Here is a 24,123-nt window from a genome sequence, read left to right as displayed (position 1 = left end):
GGTTGCCGAGGCGTAACGACGGCGCTGTCTTCGGCGACTCTGTACGGTCGGGCGCCTAGAGCGAAGCAGGGGTGGGACCTCGACGTTTCCAGTGGTGGGGGAGACGAGATGACCGATGGACTGGTGCTGCCACCCGGATCCGGGCAGTCGATCACTTCCGCCGGGATGACACTCAAAGTCGGTGCCGACGAGTCGGCCCGGTGGTCGGTGTTCGAAGCGGACGTCGGGCCGGGGTTCGACGTGGGCGCACACCGGCACGGTGAGGCCGAAGAGCTGTTCTACATCATCGAGGGCGAACTCGACCTGCTCGCATTCGAGCCGCGAATTCGCACCGCCGGCGACTGGCAACGCTGGGAGTCCGCCAGCGGCCAACGAGTCGTTCGGGGCGGTCCGGGCAGCCTGATGTACGTGCCCGCCGGCTGTCCGCACGCCTTCGCCAACCCCTGCCCGGCACCGGCCAGGATGCTCTTCCTCGTCACGCCGGCCGGCCACGAGCGGTACCTGCGCGAACTCGCCGAGCTACTCACCGCCGACGGGCCTCCCGACCAGCCCGCCATCGCAGCGCTGCGGTTCCGCCACGACATCGAGCAGCTCACCCCACTCAAACCAGGCCGAGCTTAAGAAGAGTGCCGCCCGACCGAGTCCGGCACGGGCGGCTGTGGCCCGTTGCAGCCGCTCGACCGACCCCTCGGTTTTCGCCAGGCCTGCGCGCTCGCCCCCGAGCACCGCAGGAATCATTACCTGCCAGGTAATCGACTGGCCTCTCGGCTTCAGCGAACATTGGGTCATAAACCAATGGTGAGGAGCTGAAAATGCCTTTCTTCGAGGTCAGTGACGGGACCCGCCTGTCATACGAGGATTACGGTGCGGGCGCGCCGATGGTGTTCGTTTCCAGCTGGGTGCTGAACGCCGAAATGTGGGAGTATCAGGTCCCGTTCTTCGTCGAGCAGGGATTTCGGTGTGTCCTGCTGGACCGGCGGGGGCATGGCCGCTCGGACCGCCCTTCCTCCGGCTACGACGCGGACACCGGCGCCGACGATCTGGCCGCTCTGATCGAGCACCTGGACCTGCGCGGCATCACGCTCGTCGCCCACTCGGCCGGCGGTGGCGAGGCCGCACGCTATCTGTCCCGGCACGGTGAGGAGCGGGTCTCCCGTGTCGCGTTCCTGGCGTCGACGTTGCCGTGCCTCAAATTGACCGAGGACAATCCCGAGGGAATTCCAGAGGCGCTCAACGAGGCGACGCTGGCACAGTTGCGCAAGGACCGGCCGAAGTGGTTCGCCGATCGAGCGCAGGGTTATTTCGCCACGCATCTGGGCAACGACGTCTCACCGGCACTGATCGAGCATGAGATCCGGCGCTGCCTGTCGCCATCGCCGTTCGCGACGGCCGCGATGTTCAGCTCGAACTTCCACACCGATTTCCGCCCTGACCTGCGTCGCATCACCATTCCGACGCTGGTTGTGCACGGAGTGGCCGACCAGTCCGCACCCATCGACGTCACCGGCCGTCGTACCCGGAAGCTGGTGCCCCATGCCGTCTACCGGGAATACCCCACTGCCGGGCACGGCCTGTACGTCACCCACGCTGAACAACTCAACGCCGATATCTTGGAGTTCATCAAGAGCTGAGATGGTTTCCCTGCCGCGTGCGCGTACACGCGGCCAAGCTCGCGGCGGCCGACGAGCCCGCGGATGCGAGAAGACCACCCCGGTGCGGTGGTCACGTCGGGACCGGACCCGCGGAAACGCTCAAGGGTGCAACCACGCGACGATCGCGACCGCACCCTCCGAGATTCTCGATTCCGGCCCGGAAGTCGGGCCGCTGTCAGCAGCGGCTCGCGCGCTCCGAGCCGTCGACGGGCGCGATCCGGTCCACCAGTGGGCCGCCGGCTCGCAGCAGTGCCTGAAGTGTTTCCAGTGGCTCGGGGACGAGGCTGTACCAGCTCCACGTGCCTCGGCGTTCGCGGGTGAGGATGCCCGCGGACACGAGGACGCGCAGGTGATGGCTCAGCGTCGGCTGGGGCATGTCGAACTCTTCGGCGAGGTCGCAGAAGCAGGCTTCGCCGCCGGGTGAATGGCGGATGAGGGACACCAGCCGGATGCGCAGCGGGTCGGCGAGGGCTTTGAAGACCTTGGCCGCGTCGGTGGCGTCGGTTTCTGCGACGACGGCGGCGGGTTCGGCGAGCAGAAGGGTGACCGGGACCGGGGTCCGGTGCTCGACCGTCATGCGCCCTCCCGTCGTGTCGTGCGTGTCTCCCATCTGACCATACCGCGTGCATTGACAAAGTTCGATCCAATCGCGTTCACTTGGATCGAGATAAGTCAATCCAAGGAGAGCGTCATGGTGCAGCCTGCTCGGGGCCTGCCCGCGGCGGACGCCCAGGTCGAGCGGATCGTGGACGAGCTGGCCGACCGGTTCCGCGGGACGTTCGCGCGGGAAATGGTCGCCCGGTTCGTGCACGAGTCGTATACGTTGCTGCAGGCGACGGCGACGGTGCAGACCCATCTGCCGACGCTGACCGCGCGGTTCGCGCGGGAGCGGCTGCTGGATCGAGGGCGCGCGACGGGGCTGGTGCGGGTCGAGGTGCCGCAGGTGCTGTTCGTGTGTGTGCACAACGCGGGCCGCTCGCAGATGGCGGCAGGGCTGCTGGATCACCACGCGTTCGGGCGGGTGTCGGTGCGCTCGGCCGGCTCGCGGCCGTCGCGCGGGCTTCCCGAGGTGGTCACGGAGGCGATGGCCGAGCTGGACATCTCGCTGACGTGCGCGTACCCGAAGCCGCTGACCGACGAGGTGGTCCGCGCGGCCGACGTGGTGGTGACGATGGGCTGCGGTGACGCGTGCCCGATCTACCCGGGACGGCGCTACCTCGACTGGGATGTGCCAGATCCGGACGGGCAGCCGCTGGCGGTGGTGCGCCACATCCGCGACGAGCTCGACGCCCGCGTGCGCGGACTGCTCGGCGAGCTGTCGTCCTGACGTTCCCTTGTGCTGAAAGGAAAACACGGTGACCCGAGTGCCCGAAGTCTTGTTCGTGTGTGTGCACAACGCCGGCCGTTCGCAGATGGCGGCGGCGCTGCTGCAGCACCACGCCCTGGGCCGGGTCGCGGTCCGCTCGGCGGGCTCGGAGCCGGCCGACAAGGTCAACCCGGCCGCCACACAGGCGTTGGCCGAGTGGGGGCTGGACATCGCCGCCGAGATCCCGACGAAGCTGTCCACAGAGGACGTCGAGGCGTCCGACGTGGTGATCACCATGGGCTGCGGCGACACGTGCCCGGTGTTCCCTGGCAAGCGCTACGAGGACTGGCCGCTGGACGATCCGGCCGGCCAGGGCGTGGACGCCGTGCGCCCGATCCGCGACGAGATCGACCGCCGTGTCCGCGCCTTGCTGGCCGAACTGCTCGACGCCTGACATCCCCGTCCCGACTTCTGGAGGCCCGGTCCGTGACCCAGACCGCTGACAACACAACAACGCCGGCCGAGGGCGATGTCCTGCGCCAACTGTCCTTTCTGGACCGGTTCCTGCCCGTGTGGATCATCGTCGCGATGGCGCTCGGGCTGCTGCTGGGCAGTGTGATTCCCGGCCTGCAAGGCGTGCTGGACGCGGTGAAGATCGGGCAGGTGTCGCTGCCGATCGCGCTCGGGCTGCTGCTGATGATGTACCCGGTGCTGGCGAAGGTCCGCTACGACAAGGTCGGCACCGTCACGCGTGACAAGCGCACGATGGTGCTCTCCCTGCTGCTGAACTGGATTCTGGGCCCGGCGCTGATGTTCGCGCTGGCCTGGCTGCTGCTGCCGGACCTACCCGAGTACCGCACCGGGCTGATCATCGTCGGCCTCGCCCGCTGCATCGCGATGGTCATCATCTGGAACGACCTCGCCTGCGGCGACCGCGAAGCCGCCGCGGTGCTGGTGGCGCTCAACTCGGTGTTCCAGGTGATCATGTTCGGGGTACTGGGCTGGTTCTACCTCGACCTGCTGCCCGGCTGGCTGGGCCTGCAAAGTCAGAGCATCTCGTTCTCTCCGTGGGAGATCGCGCTGTCGGTGGTGGTCTTCCTCGGGATCCCGCTTGCCGCGGGCTACCTGTCCCGCCGCATCGGGGAACGGACCAAGGGCCGCACCTGGTACGAAGGCAAGTACCTGCCCAAGGTCGGGCCGATCGCGCTGTACGGGCTGCTGTTCACCATCGTCATGCTCTTCGCGCTGCAGGGCGACAACATCACCTCGCGCCCGCTGGACGTCGCGCGAATCGCGCTGCCGCTGCTGGCCTACTTCGCGATCATGTGGGGCGGCGGCTACCTGCTGGGCAAAGCTTCGGGGCTCTCGTATTCGCGCACGACGACGCTGGCGTTCACCGCCGCGGGCAACAACTTCGAGCTCGCCATCGCCGTCGCGATCGGGGTGTTCGGGGTGACCTCGGGGCAGGCGCTGGCCGGGGTGGTCGGGCCATTGATCGAGGTTCCGGTCCTCGTCGGCCTTGTGTACGTGAGCCTGTGGCTGCGCCGGCGCTGGGCCGATCCGGCCCCGCAGGCTGAAGGAGAACATCCATGACCCGTGTGCTGGTGATCGGCGGCAGCGATGCCGGGATCAGCGCGGGTCTGCGTATCCGGGAACTGGACCCGAACGTGCGGCCCACGCTCGTGGTGGCCGACGCCTACCCGAACTTCTCCATTTGCGGCATCCCCTACCACGTCTCCGGTGAGGTCCCCGACTGGCGCGCTCTCGCGCACCGCACCCGCGCCGACCTCGAAACCGCGGGTCTGAACCTGCGGCTGAACACCCGCGCGACCCGCGTCGACCCGTTCGCCCGCACCGTCACCGTCGTGGACCACGACGGCCGCCACAAACGCCCTACGACGAGCTGATCATCGGCACCGGCGCGGTCCCGATCCGCCCACACATCGAAGGGGTCGACACGCTCGGCCCAGCTGACGGGGTGCACCTGCTGCACACCATGGACGACACCTTCACCCTCACCGACACCCTGGCACGTCAGCCGGAGTCGGCGGTGGTCGTCGGCGTCCACCCGGACACCGCGCTCGCCGAAACCGCCGGGGTCAAGCTCGGCGTGCGGGGCGCGATCGCCGTCGACCGCGGGATGCGCACCACCGTCGACCACATCTTCGCCGCCGGCGACTGCGTGCAGACCTACCACCGCCTCCTCGGCACCGACACCTACCTGCCGTTGGGCACCACCGCGCACGAACAAGGCCGTGTCGCCGGGGAAAACGCACTCGGCGCCTCCCGCCGGTTCGCCGGCTCGTTGGGCACGCAGGTGCTGAAGGTGTTCGACCTCGCGATCGCCCGCACCGGCGTCCGCGATCGCGACGCCGTCGGCTTCCGCCCGGTCACCCACGAGATGGTCGCCGACGACCACAAGGCCTACTACCCCGGCGCCCGCCCGATCCACCTGCGCATCACCGGCGACGCGACGACCGGCCGGCTGCTGGGCGCACAGTTGGTCGGGCACCGCGACAGCTCGGTGCACAAACGCATCGACGTCCTCGCCACGGCGATCCACCACGGCATGACCGTCAGCGACGTCGAAGACCTCGACCTGTCCTACACCCCGCCCCTGGGCAGCCCGTACGACGCGGTCCAGGTCGCCACCCACGCCTGGACCCAGCGGCACGGCGACTGACAACGCCTTGCGAAGATCACCTGATGCCCGACTCGACGCCGCCGCCCAGCGCCTGCGTGGCGCCGTTGGCGGCGGCGCCGCTGTCGGCCGAGCACGCCGCAGACCTGGCGACAGGGTTCAAGGCCCTGGGCGACCCGGTCCGGCTGCGGCTGCTGTCGCTGATCTGCGCGTCGAATGGCGACACGTCCGTGAGTGATCTGGCCGCGGCGTTCACGCTGTCCGGGCCGACGATCTCGCACCACCTGAAGGTGCCGCGCGAAGCCGGCCTGATCGAGGCGTCGCGCCGCGGCACATCGATCCACTACCGGCCGCGAGGTGCGGCGCTGGACGGATTGGCCGGCCGGCTGGCAGCACCTGGATGCCGCTAGGTCAGGGAATTCTCCGAGCCGGGGTGGCTGCGAGGGCCAGGACAGCCGCGGCGACGTTGACCGCGGCGAGGACGAGGAACGCCGGGGTGTAGCCGCCGAACAGGGTGGCGAGGCCGGCGCCGGCGAACGGGGCCAGGGCCATGGTGATGGTCATCGGTGCCGAGAGCAGCCCGTTGAGGCGGCCGTAGTGCGTGGCGCCCCACCGGTCGGTTATCGCGGTGGCCTGCAGCAGGGTGAAGATCCCGCGCGCCATGCCCGCCACGATCGCGGCCGCGATGAGCGCGGCGGTGGAGGTGAGCACGCTGAGCAGGGCGGTGGTCAGGGAGGTCGCCAGCAGGATCAGCGCGGTGCGGGTCCGCACGCTGGTGCGCCGGGTGAGGGTGGCGTAGCCGAGCCGGCCCAGCACCTGCCCGGCGCCGCCGAGGCCGAGCGCGATCGCAGCGGTGCCGACGCTGACGCCACGTTCGGTCAGCAGTGGCACCAGGTTCACCACGACGGCGAACACCGAGAACGTCGCCAGGCTCATCGCCACCACCAGCGTGCGGAACGCCCCGCTGCGCGCGACCTGTGAAGGATCGGCGTGCAGATGCTGCTCGGTGTGGTGCTCGGCGTGTGGCCAGGGCCCGCGCAACCCCCAGAAGTGCCCGGGAACCGTGATCACCGCCAGGATTACCAGCAGTACGAGATAGGTCCGGCGCCAATCCAGATCTGCCGCGAGCAGCGCGGTCAACGGGGCGAACACGGTGCTGGCCAGTCCGCCGGCCAGTGTCAGCACGGTCAGCGCCGACACCCGCCGCGGCCCGTACCAACGGGTCAGGGCGGCGAAGGCGGGTGCGTAGAGCACCGCGCTCATCGAAGCGCCGACCACGGCCCACGCGACGATGAACCACGCCAGCGACTGCGCGGTCGCGACCGCGATCACCGCCGGAACCGCGAGCAGGGAGCCCGCGGTCATCACCGCCCGCGGGCCCCGCCGGTCCAACCACCGCCCGACCGGGATCCCCGCCAGCGCCGACACCAGCTGCGCCCCCGAAACCGCGGCGATCACCGCCGTGGTCGGCCACCCCGTGTCGCGGGCGATATCCGGGGCGAGCACCGGGAACGCGTAGTAGAGGATGCCCCAGCTGGTGATCTCGGTCAGGCACAAGACCGCCAGCACGCGGCGCAGCCCCGACGCCGGCAACGTGCCCGGGTGCGTGGTGGACTCGGTCGTCACCGGGTTCAGTTCCCGCGCGCGGGCGGCGCCGAGAGCGTCAGGACCTCCGGCTCAGCCGGGCCGCAGCAGCCACCGGCGGCGGAATCCTCATCGTCGAACAGCCCGGCGCCGCCGCACACCCCGGTTTCGGCCAGGATCAGCTCCACACGCGCGGCGGCCTCGTGGTCCCCGGCCAACTCGGCGGCGATGCTGCGGACCTGCTCGTAGCCGGTCTGGGCGAGGAACGTCGGCGCGCGGCCGTAGCTCTTCATCCCGGCCAGGTAGAAATCCTGCTCCGGGTGCGCGAGTTCCTTGGCGCCGTGCGGGTAGACGGTGCCGCACGAGTGCACGTTCGGATCCACCAACGGCGCCAGCCGCACCGGTGCCTGCAACGTCGGGTCCAGCTCCAGCCGGATCTCCGAAAGCCACGCCAGCTGCGGACGGAACCCGGTCAGCGTCACGACTTCGTCCACCTCCTCGAGCCGCTGCCCGGCCGCCGACACCAGCGTCAGCCGGCCCGCGGCGTCGCGCTCTACGATCTCGGTGCGGAACCCGGTCACCACGTCGATCAGCCCCGCCTCCACCGCGGCCTGCGCGCGTTTCCCCAGCGCGCCCCGCGCCGGCAACTGGTCCGCTTCACCGCCGCCGAAGGTGTTCCCGATTCCACCACGTCGCAGCACCCAGCTGATCCGTGTCGAGGAGTCCTGCTCGGTCAGCCCGGACAATGCCACCAACGCCGTCAGCGCGGAATGCCCGCTGCCGGCCACCACGATGTGCTGACCGGCATAGCGGTCACGCGTCGCCGTATCACCCAGATCCGGGACGCGGTAGACGATCCGGTCCGCCGCCGCGGCCTCACCGATCGCGGGCAACCCTTCACCGCCCAGCGGGTTCACGCCCACCCACGTGCCGGACGCGTCGATCATCGCCCGCGCGAAGACGCGCTCCTCGGCGCCGTCGGCTGCCCGCACGTGCACCGAGAACGGCTCGGCGTCGCGACCGCTGTCGACAACCCGATCCCGGCCACGGCGCGCGACGCCCACGACTTCGGCGCCGAACCGCACCCGCCCACCCAGCGCGTCGGCGAGCGGCCGCAAGTACGATTCGGCCCACTCGTGGCCGGTCGGGTAACCGCTGCTGTCCGGGCGGATCCAGCCTGTCGGTTCCAGCAACCGTCCCGCCGCCGGATCGACCAGCTCCGACCACGACGAGAACAACCGCACGTGGTGCCACGCCGCGACCGCCGCCCCGGCACGATCCCCCCGCTCCAGCACCAGCGGCTCCAGCCCCCGCTCCAACAGCTGCGCCGCGGCCGCGAGCCCCACCGGGCCCGCGCCGACCACCACCACCGGCAACTCGCTCATCCCCACCACACTCCATCGATCGGGCTCGATTAATACGGTTCGGACTGTATCGACGCGAATCGATGGATGCAACCATCGATTCGGATCGATACACTGATGGGCATGCCGATCGCGCTGCCCCGGGCCCAGGTCCTGCCCACCACGGACGCCGCCACCTACGCCGAGTGGTTCGCCTGCCTGGCCGAGCCCGTGCGCGTGCGGCTGCTGCACGCCGTGGCGACCACCCCGCGCGGCCTGACGGTCGGCGCACTCACCGAGATCCTCGGCACCAGCCAATCCACCACGTCCCACCACGTCCGCAAGCTGGCCGACGTGGGGTTCGTGCACCTGGAGAAGATCGGCACCGCCACCGTCGTCACCGTCAACGAAGCCTGCTGCTCAGGCCTCCCGCACGCCGCCGACGCCGTCATGGGCCTGCTCGGCCCCCGCCCCTGCTGCCCCGACGACATCCCCGCCGACGTCACCGTCCGCGCCCTCAAACCCGGCGACTGGGCCGCCGTGCGCCGAATCTACGGCGAAGGCCTCGCCACCGGCATCGCCACCTTCGACACCACCGTCCCAACCCTCGCGAGCCTCGACGCGAAATGGCTGCCCGAGCACCGCTGGATCGCCGAAGCTGACGGCCAGGTCGTCGGCTGGACCGCCGCCGGCCCTGTGTCGTCGCGGGACTGCTACGCCGGCGTCGCCGAAACGTCGGTCTACGTCGCCGAAACCCACCGCGGCCGCGGCGTCGGGAAAGCCCTGCTGCGCAAGCAAGTCATGGCCGCCGACGACGCCGGCATCTGGACCCTGCAAACGTCGGTCTTCACCGAGAACCGCGCCAGCCTCGCCCTGCACCACTCGGCCGGCTACCGCACCGTCGGCATCCGCGAACGCATCGCCCAGCGCGACGGCAAATGGCACGACACCGTCTTCCTCGAACGCCGCAGCCCCGTCAGCTGACCAGCCCACCACCGCCTCCGGCGACGCCCACAACACTGTCGTGTCGACGGGGACGCGTCTTGAGCACGACTGTCCAAAGCGGCAGGTGTTCAGGTGTTTCGGGGGAGTGGGGCTAATGCAACACAATCCGAACTCTTCGATCCTCTGCGTGACCCGGCGACCGTCCACCTCGACGACGACGAGGGCGCTGGTGAATGACGCGGCGTTAGGGCGCGTATCGGGTCCTGATCAATGAGCATCGCGGCTTCCGGGGCGGGTGCCCGATTGGGGTACGGGGCCCGGCGATTTGCGGCTGCGCCGTGTGGACTCGAGTGACAGGAAGTGTTGCCGCAGGCAGGCAGCGCCGAGGCCCGAGAGCCCCGGCTGCCCGATCGGCCGGGACCGCGCGTCAAAGTGCAGCGAGCCGGTCCACCAGCAATTCCACCCTCGGCTCGGTGTCCTCCGGCGGCAGCCGTCCCGCTCGAGTCAGGGTGGCCAGCCCGTGCAGGGCCGCCCAGAACGCCTCGGTGAACAGTCCAGGGTGGACGCCGTCCCCGGCGACCTTGCCGAGAGTCTCCAGCAGGGCGGCGAAGGCGTCCTTCAGCGGCTCCGGGGTGTCCTCGTTCGCGAACATCAGGCCGCCGTCGAGCTGGAACATGGAGTCGTAGACCGCCGGGTTGCGCTCGGCGAAGTCGAGGTAGGCGCGGGCGAGTGCGGTGACCCGGGCGCGCGGGCCGTCCGCGGCGGAGGTCGCGGCCCGCAGCGCCGCGGCCATTTCGGTGGCTCCCTCGAGGGCGACGGCGCCGATGATCTCGCGCTTGCCGCGGAAATGGCTGTAGAGGACGGGCTGGCTGTACTCGATGCGCTCGGCGAGCAGGCGGGTGGTGACCGCGTCCCAGCCCTGCTGCTCGGCGAGTTCGCGGGCCGTCGCCACGATGAGGCGTTCGCGGTCCGCCCGTTCGCGTTGCTTGCGTTCCTGTACCGACATAGCTGAAGTCTAGCACCGCTAGACAATCGAGCGGCAGTAGTACTAGCGTTGACTCAACATCTAGCAACACTAGATCTCTGGAGGGACATCATGCTCGGCACGCTCGAGGTCGTCACCATCGTGGTGGTCGGGGTGATGGTGGGGGTGGAGTTCTCCGTCGCCTTCGTCATGAACCGGATCTTCAGCGGACTCCCCGACGACAGCAACCAGGCCGCCCGCTCCCACGGGGGCCGGATGCTCGGCGGGCTCATGCCGTTCTGGTACATCGGCTCGCTGGTCCTGAGCGCGGTCTGGGCCATCGCCGGATGGCAGCACCCTGGAACCGGCCTCGTCGTCATCGCCGCCGCGCTGCTGATCGTGAGCGTGATCATGTCGCTGCTGCTGCTCGTCCCGATCAACAACCGGGGCAAGACGTGGACCGCTGACAACCGGCCCGCCGACTGGAAGCAGCAGATGGACCGCTGGGACCGCTACCACTACGTCCGCGTCGCCGTCATCATCGCCGCCTTCGCCCTGCTGGTCGCCGCTCTCACCTGAGCCCGCGGGCTCACCCGCCCGGTTAACCCCGGGACGCGGGCGCCGGCGACACCCACTGACCGATAGCGAGAGGAAGTGCCGAGAATGGCCAAGCTGCAGAGCCTGGACCCGAATGCGCCGATGTTCGCGCAGTTCAAGGAGAAGACCGGGCCCATCGTCCTGGCCAACACCTTCTTCGTTCCGAAGGAAGGGGCTGAAGCGTTCCTGGCCCTCTTTCGGAGGCAGGCGGAGTTCATGAAGGCTCAGCCGGGATTCGTCTCCCTGCAGATGCACAAGGGAACGGCGGACAGTCGACTTCTGATGAACGTCGCGGTCTGGGAGTCGACCGAGGCTCTCGCCACGGCGTTCGGCAGCCCGGAGTTCCAGCGCATGGCGGCCGAGTTCCCTGACGACATCGTGTCGTACCCGCACATCTTCGAGCAGATCGACGTATGACACGGCGGTTGTAGCCGGGGGCGGGCAGCCGGAGAAGCCCTGCCTTCTCCCGGGCAGTCACGCATCCACGCACCATGCCGGGTCGCCGACCCCCTGGCGCTGTCCTGACACGGAAAACCCCTTACCCGCCCTCACCTTCCCGGGGAACCAGCACGTGGTGGTGAAGTGTGCCGCGTGCGCGGTCACCTGTGCGCGGTGCTGGGCTGCGCTGTCGAATGGGGAATCGAACCCCGTGCGTTGCCCGCCACGCGCCACGAGCCGGATTGGCCGCCGGCCCTCGGCTTGTGCTCGCTTTCCCCGGGCGGTTACCTGCTTCCGTTCCGCCGGTCAGTGGAGGAGGTCGGCCTCCCAGTTGGTGCGCTGGATGTCGATGTCGAGGTGGCGCAGCTCGAGCGCGACGCGGTCGGCCTGTTCGCGCAGCTCGGCCACCGAGAGGGCGGCCAGCTGCCTCAGCTCGGACCGCAGCTGGCGCCCCATGCCCTGCCCGCGCCCAGCCGCGGCGTCGGCCGCTCCGGTGAGCACGGAGTGGCGCAGGCGCAGCATGTCGCGGCGGGCGAGGGCGTCGGTGACGGTGCCGTCGCCGAACGGGGTCTGCGCGTTGGTCCGGTTGATGCGCCGGATCAACGCCTCGAGTTCGGTGAGGACGGTCCCGGCCTCGGTGAGCAGCTCGGCCGCGTCCTCGGACGGTGGCTCGCCTTCCTGGTAGCGGGCGTTCGCGACGATCCGCGTGCGCAGCTGCTCGATCCGCTTTGCCGCGTCAGCACGCAGCGCCAGTGCCTCCGCGAGCTTCATCTCCTCGCTCATGTCGCGAGAGTAACGGCGATCAACTTCGGTTCCTACTCTGGCCTCGCAGCATCGGATTCACTCTGCTCCCTCGGACCTCGACCACCTGGCCGGAGTCCTGCGGCTGCTGGCATTCCTCGACCTACCTGCCAGGCCTGCTCGGTGAGTCGACCCCGTGGATGTGCCCGTAGCCGATCCGCAGGGTCCAGGCCGTAAACCCCCGAGAACGTGACATTGGCGCGGACAGTGCGCCGCAGTAACGTTTCCCGGCTGCGCGCGCGACCTCAATTCGGCAAAGCCGACACGAAGGGGACGTGATGCGAGCTCTTGTAATGGCCGGTATCGCCGGTCTGCTGCCTTTGACCCTCACCACGCCGGCGGTGGCGTCCGGCGTGCCGGAGCAGTGGTCGACCGGACCGTTCACCGCGCAGGTCGCGGTCAGGGCCGGGGACGTCAACGGCGACGGCAAGGACGACCTCGCCGGCTTCAACGCCTTCCAGAACGCGTGCTACGTGAAGCTGTCGACCGGTTCTGGCTTCCAGCCGCAGCAGGATTGGAGCCTGTGCGCAAACAGCCTCGACGACAGTCCGTACTACGGATACTTCCTCGGCGACGTGGACAACGACGGCCGCGCGGACGCCATCACGGTCCGGCCGCACACGATTGCGACCCCGAGCGTGCGGGGCATCTTCGTGGCGAGGTCGCGCATCTACTACCCCGGCGACGAACGGTTCGAGTTCCCCACACAGTGGCTGGACAACAACATCGCCGGCGACCAGGCGAACCTGACGGCGGACCTGGACGGCGACGGGGACACCGACGTGATCGGCTTGTCCGCCGGGACCCCAGCACTGGCGGCCAGGTCGAATGGCACCACGATGCTGCCATTGACAGCGTGGGGTCCGGACACCCTCCGCGGAGAGAAGGCGACACTGGCGGCGGACGCGACCGGTGACGGCCTGGCCGATTGCATCCTCGTCGACTCGGGCGGTGTGCGCGTGGTGCCGGCCACCACCGAGACCCGCTGGTTCGTCACCTCGCCGCAGCAGTGGTCGACCGCGCCGTTCCACGGCACCAAGAAGACCTTCACCGGGGACATCGACGCCGACGGCAAGGCCGACCTCATCGCCGTCAACGACACCGACGTGCGGGTAATGCGCTCCACCGGTGCGGGCTATTCCGCGCCCGAAGTGTGGTACGCGGGCTCGTTTTCCGGCACGAAGGACACCCTCACGGTCGATGTGGACGGTGACGGCGATACCGACCTCGTCGCGGTGAACGACACCGACATCTGGCTGTTGCGCTCGCAGTAGGACTCAGGAGTCCAGCACGACATCCGACGCCTATGCCGTGGACCGAGTCAGGCTTGTCGGGTGTGGCGTTCGTGTCGTGTCACACTTCGCGAGTTCCGATCGGTAACCCCTTCGAGCCGTAAATTCGCAGGTCAAGAGGCTCGAAGGGGCTACCGATGCTTCTGGGGAGTGGGCCTGACGCAACACAATCCGAACTCTTCGATCCTCGTTGACGGGCCGGAGATCGTGATTGAGGTGGTCCGCGGCCGCGCGCCCTCAGGCAGTGCGCGATGACCGCGGCTGGTGTTGGTGCTTGTCACTGACGCGGGCGACACCACGAAGCTCGCAGTCACGCCGATCCGGCCCGCCGATGTGCAGGAGCCCACTGGCGATGCAGGCGACGGCGGGGATCGGGTTGGCGATCGCGAGGGTGGACGCATCGTCGGAGTGCTGCTCCTGAGCCGCTACCGACCAATCACTTGAACGGGGCGGTGATCCCCGACCGGATCACCGCTCTGTTCGACGTCCGGGTTCCCGGTGAGCCACCTGCTCTTGCCGGCGGCGGCGACCCTTCTTATAGTCAACAGGTAGCTTGATAAAGAGAATGGTTGATAAAGATGTCAGTTGACGACGCCGAGCTGGATCGGGCGTTCACCGCACTCGGTGACCCCGTGCGCCGGGCGCTGGTCGCGCGGTTGTCGCGGGGTGAGGCGACCGTCAACGAGCTCGCCGAGCCCTTTGCGATCACCAAGCAGGCGATCTCCCGGCACGTGCAGGTGCTCGAACAGGCGGGCCTGATCACGCGCAGCCGCGACGGTCAGCGCCGGCCCTGTCACCTCGTACCGGCCGCGCTCGAAGCCCTCACCAGTTGGATCGACACCTACCGGCTCGCCACCGAACGCGCCTACCGGCGCCTCGACGCCGTCCTGGACACCCTGGAGGAACAGTCATGACAGGCACCACGATCACCGCGCAGCCCGGCACCCCGTTCGTCGAAGTCACCCGCGAGTTCGCCGCCTCCCGGGAGAAGGTGCTGCGGGCGCACACCGACCCCGAGCTCGTCGCCAGATGGCTCGGGCCGCGCGGCATGGAGATGAAGATCATCGAATACGACGCCCGTTCCGGCGGCAGCTATCGCTACGTCCACCGCAATGATCGGGGCGAGTTCGGCTTCCGCGGCGTGTTCCACGCGGTCACCGGTGAGCGGATCGTCCAGACCTTTGAGTTCGACGGCGCACCCGGCCAGGTCAGCCTCGAGACAGCCACCTTCACTGACCTCGGCGGGCGGACCCGCCTGCGGAGCCGGTCGGTCTTCCTCACCGTGGAAGCCCGTGACGCGGCCGTGGAGAGCGGCATGGAGCACGGCATCACCGAGTCGTACGAGCGCCTCGACACCGTGCTCGAGAAGGGCGAATGAGATGGCCGTGACCATGGCGAGCTTCTGCATGTCCCTCGACGGCTTCGTCGCGCGCCGCGACAACAGCGTCGGCCCCCTCTTCGACTGGTACCAGGGCGGCGACGTCGAGGTGCCGATGGTCGGCTACCCGGTCAAGTTCCGCGTCGCGAAAGCCAGTGCGGACTACTTGACGCGGCTCATGGCAGACGCGGCGCGCAGCGCGTTCGTGTGCGGCCGTCGCGTCTTCGAGTACACCCACGGCTGGGGCGGCAACCCACCCGGCGGCGGCAAGGCCTTCGTCGTCACCCACCGCCCGCCACCGGCCGACTGGCCCCGCGAACAGCTGGCACCCTTCACGTTCGTCTCGAACGTCGCGCACGCGATCGAGCAGGCCAAGTCCGCGGGCGACGGCAACGTCGGTGTCTCCGGTCCCGCCATCGCCCAGCAGTGCCTGAACCTCGGCCTGCTCGACGAACTGCGGATCGACCTCGTGCCGGTCTTCCTCGGCGAAGGGGTGCGCTACTTCGAGAACATCACCACCGCGAAGCCCGAACTCGAGCGCGTCGAGGTCGTCGAAGGCGTGGGCGTGACCCACCTGCGCTTTCGCGTGCACCACCGCTGACGCGACAACCTCGGGATTGTGGGGCCGGAGAGACTCGAACTCTCACTGGCACGGACCTAAACCGTGTGCCTCTGCCAATTGGGCTACGGCCCCGCGAAAGCCTGGTGAATCGTAGCGCGCGCCACGTTCGGGGTGGCTCGGCGTGGCCAGTGGCCGTGAGGGGGGTGTCGTCCTCTAACGTGGGCGCCTACAGTCCGACGCGGCGAGGAGGGCACGTGGCTCGCGACCCCGAGACCATCGAGCGTGAGATCGAGCAGGCCAGGACGGCGCTGACGGCGACGCTCGACCAGCTGGGCACCAAGGCCAACCCCCAGAAGCTCGCGGACCAGGCCAAGAACGGCATCCGCGCGAAGCTGGACAACCCCAAGGTCAAGTACCCGCTCATCGGCGTCGGGGCGTTGATCCTGGCGCTGCTGGTCCGTAAGCTGTTCCGCTGATCCACCGATACGTCTGAGCGGGCCCGGAGACGGGTCCGCTCAGACGTATGCAGGGATGAAAGATCGACAAAGCGACAACTGGCCCGGCGTGAAGGCGCGGCGGTGTCAGGCGCGCGGGGAGACCGTTGGCTTCGAGATGGGGACGGCGGGCGTCTCCTCGGCCTTGCGGTCCTCGACTTCCTTCGGCAGCTGCTTGCTCGGCGGAAGCTGAGGCTTGGCCGCGGCAGGAGCACCAGCCGAAGTGGGAGCGCCAACCGAAGTGGGAGCACCAGCCGAAGTGGGAGCGCCAACCGAAGCGGGAGCGCCAGCCGAGGCCGAAGCGGCGGCAGCGGCAACAGCCGGCTTCGAAGATCCCGACGGCGGCACCTCCAGCGGCTCGATGTCCGGCAGGGTGAGCCGCGCGGTCATGTAGGAGCTTGTGAACTCCAGGGCGCTCCCGTTGAGCAGGTGCACGACCGTGGGTCGCCCGTCCGGGGCGAGCTCGTCGACGAGCTGGTCCGCGCGGTCACGCGCGGCGATGATGCCCGGCGCCTTCGCGGTCCGTGCCCCGCCGCGGCCGCTGACGGTGATCGTCCAGTCGTCGTTTTCGTGCGCGTACGCCGCTGTGATCGTCTCCACCACTACCTCACCCCTCTCGCCATCAGCATGCGTCACTGGCCGAGACTCGGCCACCGCACACTCATGACGTGATTTCTGCGCCCCCGCGCAACCCGCGACTGTCCATCAGTCTTTCTACAGGGTTCTCGATACCGTAAAGAAACTCTGTGTCACAAGACACGGGAGCGGATTCGCACTGAGTGACGACCGAATGGCCTAGTGCGCGTGCATTTTCACGCGCACCTCAGCGGGCGCGTGGTGACAGTCCGAACCAGAGCATGTTCATGGCGTAGTCGGTCGCCATCTCGGGTGTCACGTCCGGGAAGCGCTCGCACCAGATCGCGAGACGCTCGCACGCGCCGACCACGAACTCGGCCGACGCTTCGGCGCGCAGCTCGTCCGAGTCCTCGAAGCGGCCGCTCATCAAGCCCGCGATCAGGTCCGTCTGCTGCCGCCGCGTCTGCTCGATCTCGTCGGCCGCCGGCGTGCCGATCAATGCCATCTCGTGACGCAGCAGCGACCAGGCCTCCCGGCGGTCGCGGATGAAGACGAAGAACGCCAGTAGCCCGCGGCGCAGCGCGTCCTCGGCGGAAACCGCGCCCACTGTCGCCTGTTCGGTCACCTCGCGCAGCGCCGCCCGCGACTGCCGGATGCACGCGAGCAGCAGGCCTTCCTTGGAGTGGAAGTACTCGTACAGCATCGGCTTCGACACGCCGACGAGCTCGGCGATCTCGTCCATCGACGCCGCACCGTAGCCGCGCTCGGTGAACACTCGTTCGGCGACCTCGATCATCTGCCGTTCGCGCTCGGCCCGGGGCACGCGCTTGCGTTTCGCGGTGGTCACGAGAACACTCTACCGCCGGTAACCTACTCCAAGTAGGATGGACTTCGAGTAACACTAAACGGGAGGGCGCATGGGCAACCGCACCGAGACCGGGGTGATCGTGGTCGGGACCGGGTTCTCCGGCCTGGGCATGGCCATCCAGCTGCGTAAGGACGGCCGCGAAGACTTCGTGATCCTCGAGAAGGCCGACGACGTCGGCGGGACCTGGCGCGACAACAGCTATCCCGGCTGCGCCTGCGACATCCCGTCGCACATGTACTCGTTCTCCTTCGAGCAGAACCCCGGCTGGTCGCGCGCCTACTCGCCGCAGCCCGAGATCTGGAGCTACCTGCGCGGCGTCACAGAGAAGTACGGCCTGCGCCGCTTTTTGCGCTTCGGCCAGGAGATGACCGGCGCGCGCTGGGACGCCGACGAGAACCGCTGGCACGTCACCACCAAGTCGGGCGACGAGTTCGTCGCCAAGGCCCTGGTCGCGGGCGTCGGCGCGCTGCACCGGCCGCAGATCCCGCGCCTGCCAGGCATCGAGAACTTCGCCGGGCCGGCGTTCCACTCCGCGCAGTGGGACCACGGCGTCGACCTCACCGGCAAGCGCGTCGCCGTGGTCGGTACGGGCGCGAGCGCGGTGCAGTTCGTGCCGCAGATCGTCGGGCAGGTCGAGAACCTGACGCTCTTCCAGCGCACCCCGCCGTGGGTGATGCCGAAGGCCGACCACGACATGCCCGGCTGGGCCCGCGGCCTGTTCAGGGCGGTCCCGCTCGCGCAGCGCGCCTATCGCGACGTCCTGTACTGGATGCTCGAGGCCCGCGCCATCGGCTTCAACGGCCAGCCGTGGGTGATGCAGCTCGGCCAGCGGATCGCCAAGCGCAACATCGACCAGGCCGTGGCCGACCCGGCTCTGCGCGCGAAGCTGACGCCCGACTACACCATGGGCTGCAAGCGCGTCCTGATCTCCAACGACTACTACCCGGCCCTGGCCAGGGACAACGTGGACGTGGTCACCGAAGGTGTCGCCGAGGTCCGCGAGCACAGCGTGGTCGACGCCGCCGGCGTGGAGCACGAGGTCGACGTGATCATCTACGGCACCGGCTTCCATGTCACCGACGCGTTCGACACGCTCGAGATCGTCGGCCGCGACGGGCGCAACCTCGCCAAGGAGTGGGCGGCCGAAGGGATGCGCACGCACCTCGGCGTCACCGTCAACGGGTTCCCGAACCTGTTCTTCCTGCTCGGCCCGAACACCGGACTCGGCCACAACTCCGTGGTGTTCATGATCGAGTCCCAGATTTCCTACATCGCGCAGGCGCTGCGGCTGGCGGGCGACCGCGCGATCGACGCGCGGCCACAGGTGCAGGAGGCGTTCAACACCGACGTGCAGCGCAAGCTCGCGAAGGGGATCTGGACGCAGGGCGGCTGCAAGAGCTGGTACCTCGACGCGAAGGGCGTGAACCGCACGATCTGGCCCGGCTTCACGTGGCGGTACTGGCTCGACACGCGCACGGTCCGCCGGGAGGACTACGAACTGCTCGGCTGACAGGGCAGGGCACAAAAGGGGTACGAAGGGGACTTTCGCGGCAGGGGAGGAGGCGCGAAAGTCCCCTTCGTAGCTTGTGGGGAGGGCAGGAGGGCGCGCCGAACAAGCCCACGGACGGCGGTGGGCGTGCTCGGATCAGGGATGAGAGGGCGGGGGCTTTCGCGACCCTCGACAACGCGAAAGCCCCCGGCCGGGACCGGCGAAACGGCCCGGGTCAGCTCCGCCCGTGGCTCAGGCGGGTGCGAGTTTGCGCAGATGGCTGATCAGGTCGACGACCTGCAGGTCGCACAGCTCGGCCATCCGCTCGAGCGCGGCCAGGTCGAGCGACACCTCGGCCGGGCCCGAGCTCACCGTGGTCGCGCCGGCTCCCGGATCGCCGCGGCGCAGCCGGTCCTCGGCCCAGCGGCGCAGCGGCAGCAGTTCGGGCGAGGCCTCGGCCACCACTCGCCGCAGGTCCACCCGCACACGTCCGGGCTCTTCCACGAACACGCGCCGGTGAACCTTGGCCAGCAGGTCCTGGGGCAGCTCGTCCATCGCGACGCACAGCTCGACCAGGCGCACCACGGAACACTGCCGCGTGCCCAGCTCGTACGTCGCCAGCGTCTGCAGGGAGATCTCACTCTGCAGATGCGTGTTCAACTCCTTGCGCGTCCAGCCTCGCCTGCGCCGGAGCTTGCGGAGCTCGTCACCGAGTATCCGCTGGTAGTGCTCAGCGTCGATCACCACTTCCTCGTCCCCTGCCCTGCTCACGCTCTCACACGCGGCATCCGCTCTCGTGACTGCGAACGCGTGCGCGTCTCACGTGTATGAAAGTGGGCAGTGCGCTTTTCCTTACGCGGTTTCGGGCAAGTCTTTGGTGACGATTTCGCAGACTGCTCCGAACGGACGAACCGCGGTGCGCTGAACAGGTCAGTTGACGCAGGGAACGCCGTCGGCCGTGATCGGCTTCTGGTCGTCGCCGGCGGCCGGCGGGGGTGCCGGGGTCGACGCGGGCGCGTTGGCCGAGCCGGCCGGCGCACCGGAGCCGGCGTTGTCGGCGCTCGGCTGGTAGTCCGAGCCGAGGAACACCATCACGTGACCGGCGCCGACGCTCTTGTCCTCCTGCACCGTGGCCTTGGTGCCGAGCGCGTCGGCCACGGCGTTGCCGGAGTCCTCGCCGCCGGAGGGCACCCAGATCACGGTGGTCTTGCGCGAGGTCGCGTTGGCCGTGTCGCCCGCGGTGAAGCCCTTGCCGGTGAGCTGCTTCGACACGCTCGCGGCCAGGCCGGTGCGGCCCGAAGCGTTGCGGACGTCGACGGTGACGCCCTTGTTCGCGTCGTTCGCCGGCGGCGCCTGTTCTTGTTGACCAGCCTGCTGGCCGGGCTGCGGACCGGCGAGGCCCTGCACGAACTTCTTCACGGCCTGCGGGTCGACCTTGATGGCGTCGCCGTCGCTGGGCGTCTTGTACGCGACGTTCTCCACCGGGATCGTGCGGAACTCGAGCTGTCCGCCGGTGAGGCCTTTCATCTGCTGGGCGAAGCTGAAGATGTCCCAGTTCTGGTTGAGGACCACCGACTTCTTGATGGCGTCGATGAGCGCGTTGAGCTTGCCCGGGTTGGTGAGCGTGCCGGCCGAGAGCACCTTGCGCGCCATCCCGGCCATGAACACCTGCTGGCGCACCACCCGGTCGAGGTCACCGCGCGGCAGGCCGTGGCGCTGCCGGACGAACTCCAGCGCCTGCACCCCGGAGATCGTGTGCACGCCCTTGGTGAACTTCGCGCCGGAGTAGGAGTCGTCGACGTTGTCGTTGAGGCACACGTCGACGCCACCGATGGCCTGCGTGATCTCGCTGAAGCCGAGCAGGTTGATCGCCGCGTAGTTGTCGATCGTCGAGCCGGTGAGCGCCTCGACGGTGGTGATGAGCTCCTTCGCGCCGGCCTGGTTGGCCTTGACGTCGAGCTCCTTCGGGTCCGTCACGCCCTGCTGCTGCAGATCCTTGCGCGCCTGCAGCATCGCGCGGGGGTACGCGGAGTTGATCTTGTGCTCGCCGAAGCCGGGGATGTTCACGTACGAGTCGCGCGGCAGCGAGATCGCGACGGCCTTGCTGCCGTCGTTCGGGATGTGCACGAAGATCAGCGAGTCGGTGTTGAGCTCGCCGTCGGCCTCGCCCGCGTGTAGTTGGGCGAGCAGCTGCGGGGAGAGCGGGTTGCCCTGTGCGTCGGTGCGGCTGTCGAGACCGACCATCAGGATGTCGCGCGCGCCGTCGGCGGGCTGGTCACCGCCTGACTGAGGGTTGATCACGTCGGCGTAGTTCAGGCCGTTGACCAGGCCCTGCAGCGACGCCCACGCGTAGCCGGTGAAGGCCATGACCAGCAGCGACACCACGGCGAGGGTGATCTTCGCGCCGCGGTGCGAGCTGCGCCGGCTCGAGCGCCGCGGCGGTGGGCCGGACCGGCGCTGCGGCGGACGCGAAGGGCGGTGCTCGGCGTCGCGGGGCCCGGCGCGGTCACGCGCGGGAGGCGGCACCCGGCGTCCGCTCGCGCGCCCCGGCGGGTCCTGCCAGGGGCGGGCGGGGCGTCGGTCGCCTTGCCCGTTCCGAGGCGGGTGATCCACGCGGTCCGCTCCTTCTGCTCGTCCTTCTGCCTACCTCTGTCCGGTTCCCCGGACCTTGAAGACGCATGGTGCCGGGACGGGGTTGCGGCGGGTTCGCACCTCCCCCGGCCGGTGTGGCCTGCACCACCCATGGTCCGCCAAAACGGGCGCGTTCGCCTGGCCGGTTGTGTGCGTGTCGCGGTTCGAGTTTCTCGTCAAGAAGTCGCGCTCGCAGCACGGCGCCGGGGAACCAGGCACGAAACGGCCGCGACCAGCGCAAACACCGCCGTCGCCGCGTGCAGGACCACGGTCGGCGTGCCGGCCGACGAGACCATCAGCGCCGGGCCGCAGGCGAGCGCGCAGACGAACCACGTGCCCGCCGACGCGGTGGCGCCCGTGCGGACGGTGTGCAGCAGGAGCACGCCGAGAAGCAGGTGCACGAGGCTCTGCACCGGGTCGAGGTGCAGGCCGAGGAAATCGGCGTCGGCGGCGACGTCGCCGAAGCGGGCCAGCGCGAGCCCGAAGACGCCGAGCGTCGCGTAGCCGATGCCGAGCGCGGCGGCCGCTCTCGTGAGCAGCACCGGCCGCCAGCCGGTGGCCGTGCGGGGTCTCGGCGGGGGCGGTGCGGGTTCGCCGTGGCCGCGCGGGTGACGTTCGAACCACCAGAACACGCACCCCGCCGGCACGAGCAGAAGCGCGATCGCCATCGCGGTGCGCGGCTTCACGAGCCAGCTCAGCCCGTCGGCGATCGGGCCCGGCAGGTAGACGACGGCGACGAGCAGCAGCATCGCCGCCAGGAACGCCAGGTACAGGCTCATCGGCGCCCGCAGCACGAACCCGGTCGCACGGCTGACCCGCGGCCGCGCCGCGACGCGCACCAGCCGTCCGCCGAGCAGGCCCGCCAAGCCGAGCTGTGTCACGCCGAGCAGCAGGACCTCCCACGGCGGCGCTGACAACGCGGCGGGCGCACCCGGGCTGCCCAGCAGGATCGGCGACGCGCCGAGCGCGAAGGTGGCCACGGCCAGCGCGCCGACCCCGGCCACGGCGGCGCCCGCCAGCACCGGCCGGGGGAGCCGCACCCCGTCGGCGTGGGCGAACGCGACCTGCTGGGCCAGCAGCGCGAGCGCCAGGGTGGCGCCGTAACCGGGCAGCGGCGAGCCGGACCAGGCCGCGGTGGCCTCGCCCGTGACGACGAGCGCCAGCAGGCCGGCCACCGACCACAGCCCGGCGCGACGGTGCAGCGCGAGCAGCGCGGGGGCGCAGACGATCGTCAGCAGGTACACGCCCAGCAGCCACAGCGGGTGCAGCGCGATCCGCATGACCGTCGCGTTCGTGCCTGCGGGGATGCCGAGCAGCTCCAGCGCCAGCGGGACGAGCAGGGCGACCACGGCGAAGATCAACGCGGGGCGGAGCAGCGGGCTCGCGCGCTCGGCGAGGTAGTGGCGGTAGCCGCGGTCACGTTCGGCCAGCCAGCCGGTGACGTTCGCGTAGCCGCCCGCGAAGAACAGCAGCGGCGTGAGCTGCGCGAGCCACGTCAGCGGCCACCACGCGGACTCGGGCGCGCCCGCCCAGTCGGCCAGCGCCGTCGCCGATTCGCCGAGCACGAGCAGCACGGCCGAGGCGGCGCCGAGCACGGCCCAGCGCGTGGGGGGACCGGTCGCGGCGCGAGCGGGTCGCGGGGTGGCGCGCCGGGCCGTGTGCCAGCCGCGCAGCCGGAACACGAGCAGGCAGCCGATCACGAGGACGCCGGCGACCATCGGCCCGATCGGGTCGGCGACCGGCGGTCCCCACCGCTGGTGCCACGAGTTCACGACGAGCCCGGCGGAGTAGAGCGTGGCGACGACCTGGCAGGTGCCCGGCGAGCCCATCGGGTTCACCACGCACGCGTGGTGCATGTCCTGCGACAGCCGCGCGTCGAGCGAGGCCCGCACGCTCTGGTCGAGCGGGTGGCCCTTCTTGTCCGCGTAGCGCAGCAGGTCGTAGCCCAGGTCGTGGGCCTTGCACGGCACCGCGTAGTCCCACTTGGTGTTGTCGTCGCCCCACGGGGTGGAGCACCCGCCGTCGACGTGGACGGCGCGAACGGTCCCGTCGCGTGCTGCCAGCGCACCCGGCGTCACGCCGCTGACGGCGGTGAAGTCCTTGGGCAGGAGCGCGAGCGCGGTGGGCTGCGGGCCGGGGTGGGTCAGCGCGGCGATGGCGTTCTGCGCGGCCAGCACGTCGCCGGTCGGCGGTCCCTGGTCCGGCGGTGACGCCGGGCGCGAGGCGATGAGCCCGAAGCCGAAGACGACGAAGAGCACCAGCAGCAGCCAGCCCGACGTCGACCAGGGACGGCGGGCGCGAGCGGCGGCCGGAGGACGGTCGTCGGAGGCGGGCATGCGCTCAAGGGTGCCAGCCCCGCCCGGGCGGCGGCATGGGGATGACCCCCGGAAGGGGTGGGGATCTCCCCGGGTTCGGGCCGGGCACCACATTTCAGGGGGTAGTGAATTGCATCACAGTCCCCTTTTTGCGACTTCCAGTCACGGAGAGCAAGCTCCGGCTGAATTTGCCCGCCGTTTTCGAGAGCTAGCCGGTCCAACGCGATTAATCGCAATTGGTGGCGGG

At 69.6% G+C, this 24,123-nt stretch carries 27 protein-coding genes and 1 tRNA gene; 17 read left to right on the top strand and 11 right to left on the bottom strand.

What is annotated here, in order from left to right; genetic code table 11:
- The first annotated feature begins 108 nt into the window (after window positions 1-108).
- On the top strand, window positions 109-621 hold the full coding sequence (locus ABZU76_RS22025) for a cupin domain-containing protein (RefSeq protein WP_354872423.1): 513 nt from the start codon (window positions 109-111) through the stop codon (window positions 619-621).
- Between the two features lie 191 nt (window positions 622-812).
- Window positions 813-1,631 carry an alpha/beta hydrolase gene (locus tag ABZU76_RS22020; RefSeq protein ID WP_354872420.1) on the top strand — a complete coding sequence of 273 codons (819 nt, stop codon included), beginning with the start codon at window positions 813-815 and terminating at the stop codon, window positions 1,629-1,631.
- 196 nt (window positions 1,632-1,827) lie between these two features.
- On the opposite strand, the gene ABZU76_RS22015 is transcribed toward ABZU76_RS22020, so the two are convergent.
- Complete coding sequence (locus ABZU76_RS22015; protein ID WP_354872418.1) at window positions 1,828-2,229, bottom strand: metalloregulator ArsR/SmtB family transcription factor; 402 nt, start codon at window positions 2,227-2,229, stop codon at window positions 1,828-1,830.
- Between the two features lie 114 nt (window positions 2,230-2,343).
- On the opposite strand from ABZU76_RS22015, the gene ABZU76_RS22010 reads away from it, so the two are divergent.
- From ABZU76_RS22010 to ABZU76_RS21985, 6 genes are all read left to right on the top strand, one after another.
- Complete coding sequence (locus ABZU76_RS22010) at window positions 2,344-2,979, top strand: arsenate reductase ArsC (RefSeq protein WP_354872415.1); 636 nt, start codon at window positions 2,344-2,346, stop codon at window positions 2,977-2,979.
- Window positions 2,980-3,007: 28 nt separating this feature from the next.
- Window positions 3,008-3,412 (top strand): arsenate reductase ArsC, encoded by a 405-nt coding sequence (locus ABZU76_RS22005; protein WP_354872412.1) that lies wholly within the window; start codon window positions 3,008-3,010, stop codon window positions 3,410-3,412.
- A 32-nt stretch (window positions 3,413-3,444) separates the two neighbouring features.
- Window positions 3,445-4,551 (top strand): ACR3 family arsenite efflux transporter, encoded by a 1,107-nt coding sequence (gene arsB / locus ABZU76_RS22000; protein ID WP_354872410.1) that lies wholly within the window; start codon window positions 3,445-3,447, stop codon window positions 4,549-4,551.
- Complete coding sequence (locus tag ABZU76_RS21995; protein WP_354872407.1) at window positions 4,548-4,865, top strand: hypothetical protein; 318 nt, start codon at window positions 4,548-4,550, stop codon at window positions 4,863-4,865. The genes arsB and ABZU76_RS21995 overlap by 4 nt, the downstream gene beginning before the upstream one ends.
- Window positions 4,866-4,936: 71 nt before the next feature.
- Window positions 4,937-5,641 carry an FAD-dependent oxidoreductase gene (locus ABZU76_RS21990; protein ID WP_354872405.1) on the top strand — a complete coding sequence of 235 codons (705 nt, stop codon included), beginning with the start codon at window positions 4,937-4,939 and terminating at the stop codon, window positions 5,639-5,641.
- Between the two features lie 23 nt (window positions 5,642-5,664).
- Entirely contained in the window at window positions 5,665-6,009 is a 345-nt protein-coding gene (locus ABZU76_RS21985; RefSeq protein ID WP_354872403.1) for a metalloregulator ArsR/SmtB family transcription factor, read from the top strand.
- Window position 6,010: 1 nt separating this feature from the next.
- On the opposite strand, the gene ABZU76_RS21980 is transcribed toward ABZU76_RS21985, so the two are convergent.
- Window positions 6,011-7,225: an MFS transporter gene (locus ABZU76_RS21980; protein ID WP_354872400.1), complete on the bottom strand. Its 1,215-nt coding sequence runs from the start codon at window positions 7,223-7,225 to the stop codon at window positions 6,011-6,013.
- Between the two features lie 5 nt (window positions 7,226-7,230).
- Window positions 7,231-8,568 (bottom strand): FAD-dependent oxidoreductase, encoded by a 1,338-nt coding sequence (locus tag ABZU76_RS21975; protein ID WP_354872398.1) that lies wholly within the window; start codon window positions 8,566-8,568, stop codon window positions 7,231-7,233.
- 102 nt (window positions 8,569-8,670) lie between these two features.
- On the opposite strand from ABZU76_RS21975, the gene ABZU76_RS21970 reads away from it, so the two are divergent.
- Window positions 8,671-9,510, top strand: coding sequence for a GNAT family N-acetyltransferase (locus tag ABZU76_RS21970; protein ID WP_354872396.1), 840 nt, complete (start codon window positions 8,671-8,673; stop codon window positions 9,508-9,510).
- A gap of 388 nt (window positions 9,511-9,898) precedes the next feature.
- Here ABZU76_RS21970 and ABZU76_RS21965 read toward each other — a convergent pair whose 3' ends face one another.
- The gene (locus tag ABZU76_RS21965; protein ID WP_354872394.1) at window positions 9,899-10,477 is read right to left on the bottom strand and encodes a TetR/AcrR family transcriptional regulator; all 579 of its coding nucleotides are present in this window, start codon (window positions 10,475-10,477) and stop codon (window positions 9,899-9,901) included.
- Between the two features lie 90 nt (window positions 10,478-10,567).
- Between ABZU76_RS21965 and ABZU76_RS21960 the strand changes: the two genes are divergently transcribed.
- Window positions 10,568-11,014: a DUF1772 domain-containing protein gene (locus ABZU76_RS21960; RefSeq protein ID WP_354872392.1), complete on the top strand. Its 447-nt coding sequence runs from the start codon at window positions 10,568-10,570 to the stop codon at window positions 11,012-11,014.
- An 84-nt stretch (window positions 11,015-11,098) separates the two neighbouring features.
- A complete protein-coding gene (locus ABZU76_RS21955; RefSeq protein ID WP_354872390.1) occupies window positions 11,099-11,449 on the top strand; it encodes an antibiotic biosynthesis monooxygenase family protein in 351 nt (116 codons plus the stop codon).
- Between the two features lie 327 nt (window positions 11,450-11,776).
- On the opposite strand, the gene ABZU76_RS21950 is transcribed toward ABZU76_RS21955, so the two are convergent.
- Entirely contained in the window at window positions 11,777-12,253 is a 477-nt protein-coding gene (locus ABZU76_RS21950) for a DIP1984 family protein (RefSeq protein ID WP_354872388.1), read from the bottom strand.
- Window positions 12,254-12,549: 296 nt separating this feature from the next.
- Between ABZU76_RS21950 and ABZU76_RS21945 the strand changes: the two genes are divergently transcribed.
- The 4 genes from ABZU76_RS21945 to ABZU76_RS21930 all read left to right on the top strand — a co-directional run bounded on the left by ABZU76_RS21945 (window position 12,550) and on the right by ABZU76_RS21930 (window position 15,542).
- Window positions 12,550-13,545: a VCBS repeat-containing protein gene (locus ABZU76_RS21945; RefSeq protein ID WP_354872385.1), complete on the top strand. Its 996-nt coding sequence runs from the start codon at window positions 12,550-12,552 to the stop codon at window positions 13,543-13,545.
- A gap of 596 nt (window positions 13,546-14,141) precedes the next feature.
- A complete protein-coding gene (locus ABZU76_RS21940) occupies window positions 14,142-14,477 on the top strand; it encodes a metalloregulator ArsR/SmtB family transcription factor (RefSeq protein ID WP_354872382.1) in 336 nt (111 codons plus the stop codon).
- Complete coding sequence (locus tag ABZU76_RS21935) at window positions 14,474-14,941, top strand: SRPBCC family protein (protein WP_354872379.1); 468 nt, start codon at window positions 14,474-14,476, stop codon at window positions 14,939-14,941. The genes ABZU76_RS21940 and ABZU76_RS21935 overlap by 4 nt, the downstream gene beginning before the upstream one ends.
- A 1-nt stretch (window position 14,942) precedes the next feature.
- Entirely contained in the window at window positions 14,943-15,542 is a 600-nt protein-coding gene (locus ABZU76_RS21930; protein ID WP_354872376.1) for a dihydrofolate reductase family protein, read from the top strand.
- Between the two features lie 19 nt (window positions 15,543-15,561).
- On the opposite strand, the gene ABZU76_RS21925 is transcribed toward ABZU76_RS21930, so the two are convergent.
- A tRNA-Leu gene (locus tag ABZU76_RS21925) sits at window positions 15,562-15,635 on the bottom strand.
- Window positions 15,636-15,757: 122 nt separating this feature from the next.
- Here ABZU76_RS21925 and ABZU76_RS21920 point away from each other — a divergent pair.
- Complete coding sequence (locus tag ABZU76_RS21920; protein WP_220243712.1) at window positions 15,758-15,979, top strand: DUF3618 domain-containing protein; 222 nt, start codon at window positions 15,758-15,760, stop codon at window positions 15,977-15,979.
- Window positions 15,980-16,084: 105 nt separating this feature from the next.
- Here the strand turns inward: ABZU76_RS21920 and ABZU76_RS21915 are convergent, their stop codons facing one another.
- Both ABZU76_RS21915 and ABZU76_RS21910 read right to left on the bottom strand, forming a co-directional pair.
- Window positions 16,085-16,600, bottom strand: a complete 516-nt coding sequence (locus ABZU76_RS21915; RefSeq protein WP_354872374.1) for a hypothetical protein — start codon at window positions 16,598-16,600, stop codon at window positions 16,085-16,087.
- Window positions 16,601-16,820: 220 nt separating this feature from the next.
- Entirely contained in the window at window positions 16,821-17,420 is a 600-nt protein-coding gene (locus tag ABZU76_RS21910; RefSeq protein WP_354872372.1) for a helix-turn-helix domain-containing protein, read from the bottom strand.
- Window positions 17,421-17,490: 70 nt separating this feature from the next.
- Between ABZU76_RS21910 and ABZU76_RS21905 the strand changes: the two genes are divergently transcribed.
- Complete coding sequence (locus ABZU76_RS21905) at window positions 17,491-18,951, top strand: NAD(P)/FAD-dependent oxidoreductase (protein ID WP_354872369.1); 1,461 nt, start codon at window positions 17,491-17,493, stop codon at window positions 18,949-18,951.
- A gap of 231 nt (window positions 18,952-19,182) precedes the next feature.
- Here the strand turns inward: ABZU76_RS21905 and ABZU76_RS21900 are convergent, their stop codons facing one another.
- From ABZU76_RS21900 to ABZU76_RS21890, 3 genes are all read right to left on the bottom strand, one after another.
- Window positions 19,183-19,677 carry a helix-turn-helix domain-containing protein gene (locus ABZU76_RS21900; protein ID WP_220247062.1) on the bottom strand — a complete coding sequence of 165 codons (495 nt, stop codon included), beginning with the start codon at window positions 19,675-19,677 and terminating at the stop codon, window positions 19,183-19,185.
- Window positions 19,678-19,860: 183 nt separating this feature from the next.
- Window positions 19,861-21,297, bottom strand: a complete 1,437-nt coding sequence (locus tag ABZU76_RS21895) for an LCP family protein (RefSeq protein ID WP_354872795.1) — start codon at window positions 21,295-21,297, stop codon at window positions 19,861-19,863.
- A gap of 440 nt (window positions 21,298-21,737) precedes the next feature.
- Complete coding sequence (locus tag ABZU76_RS21890; protein ID WP_354872366.1) at window positions 21,738-23,897, bottom strand: phospholipase; 2,160 nt, start codon at window positions 23,895-23,897, stop codon at window positions 21,738-21,740.
- Window positions 23,898-24,123: the final 226 nt, after the last annotated feature.

It is taken from the genome of Amycolatopsis sp. NPDC005232 (assembly GCF_040607795.1).
Lineage (GTDB): Bacteria > Actinomycetota > Actinomycetes > Mycobacteriales > Pseudonocardiaceae > Amycolatopsis.
Note: the sequence above shows the minus strand (reverse complement) of the source record. Positions and strands in the feature narration are given on the sequence as shown.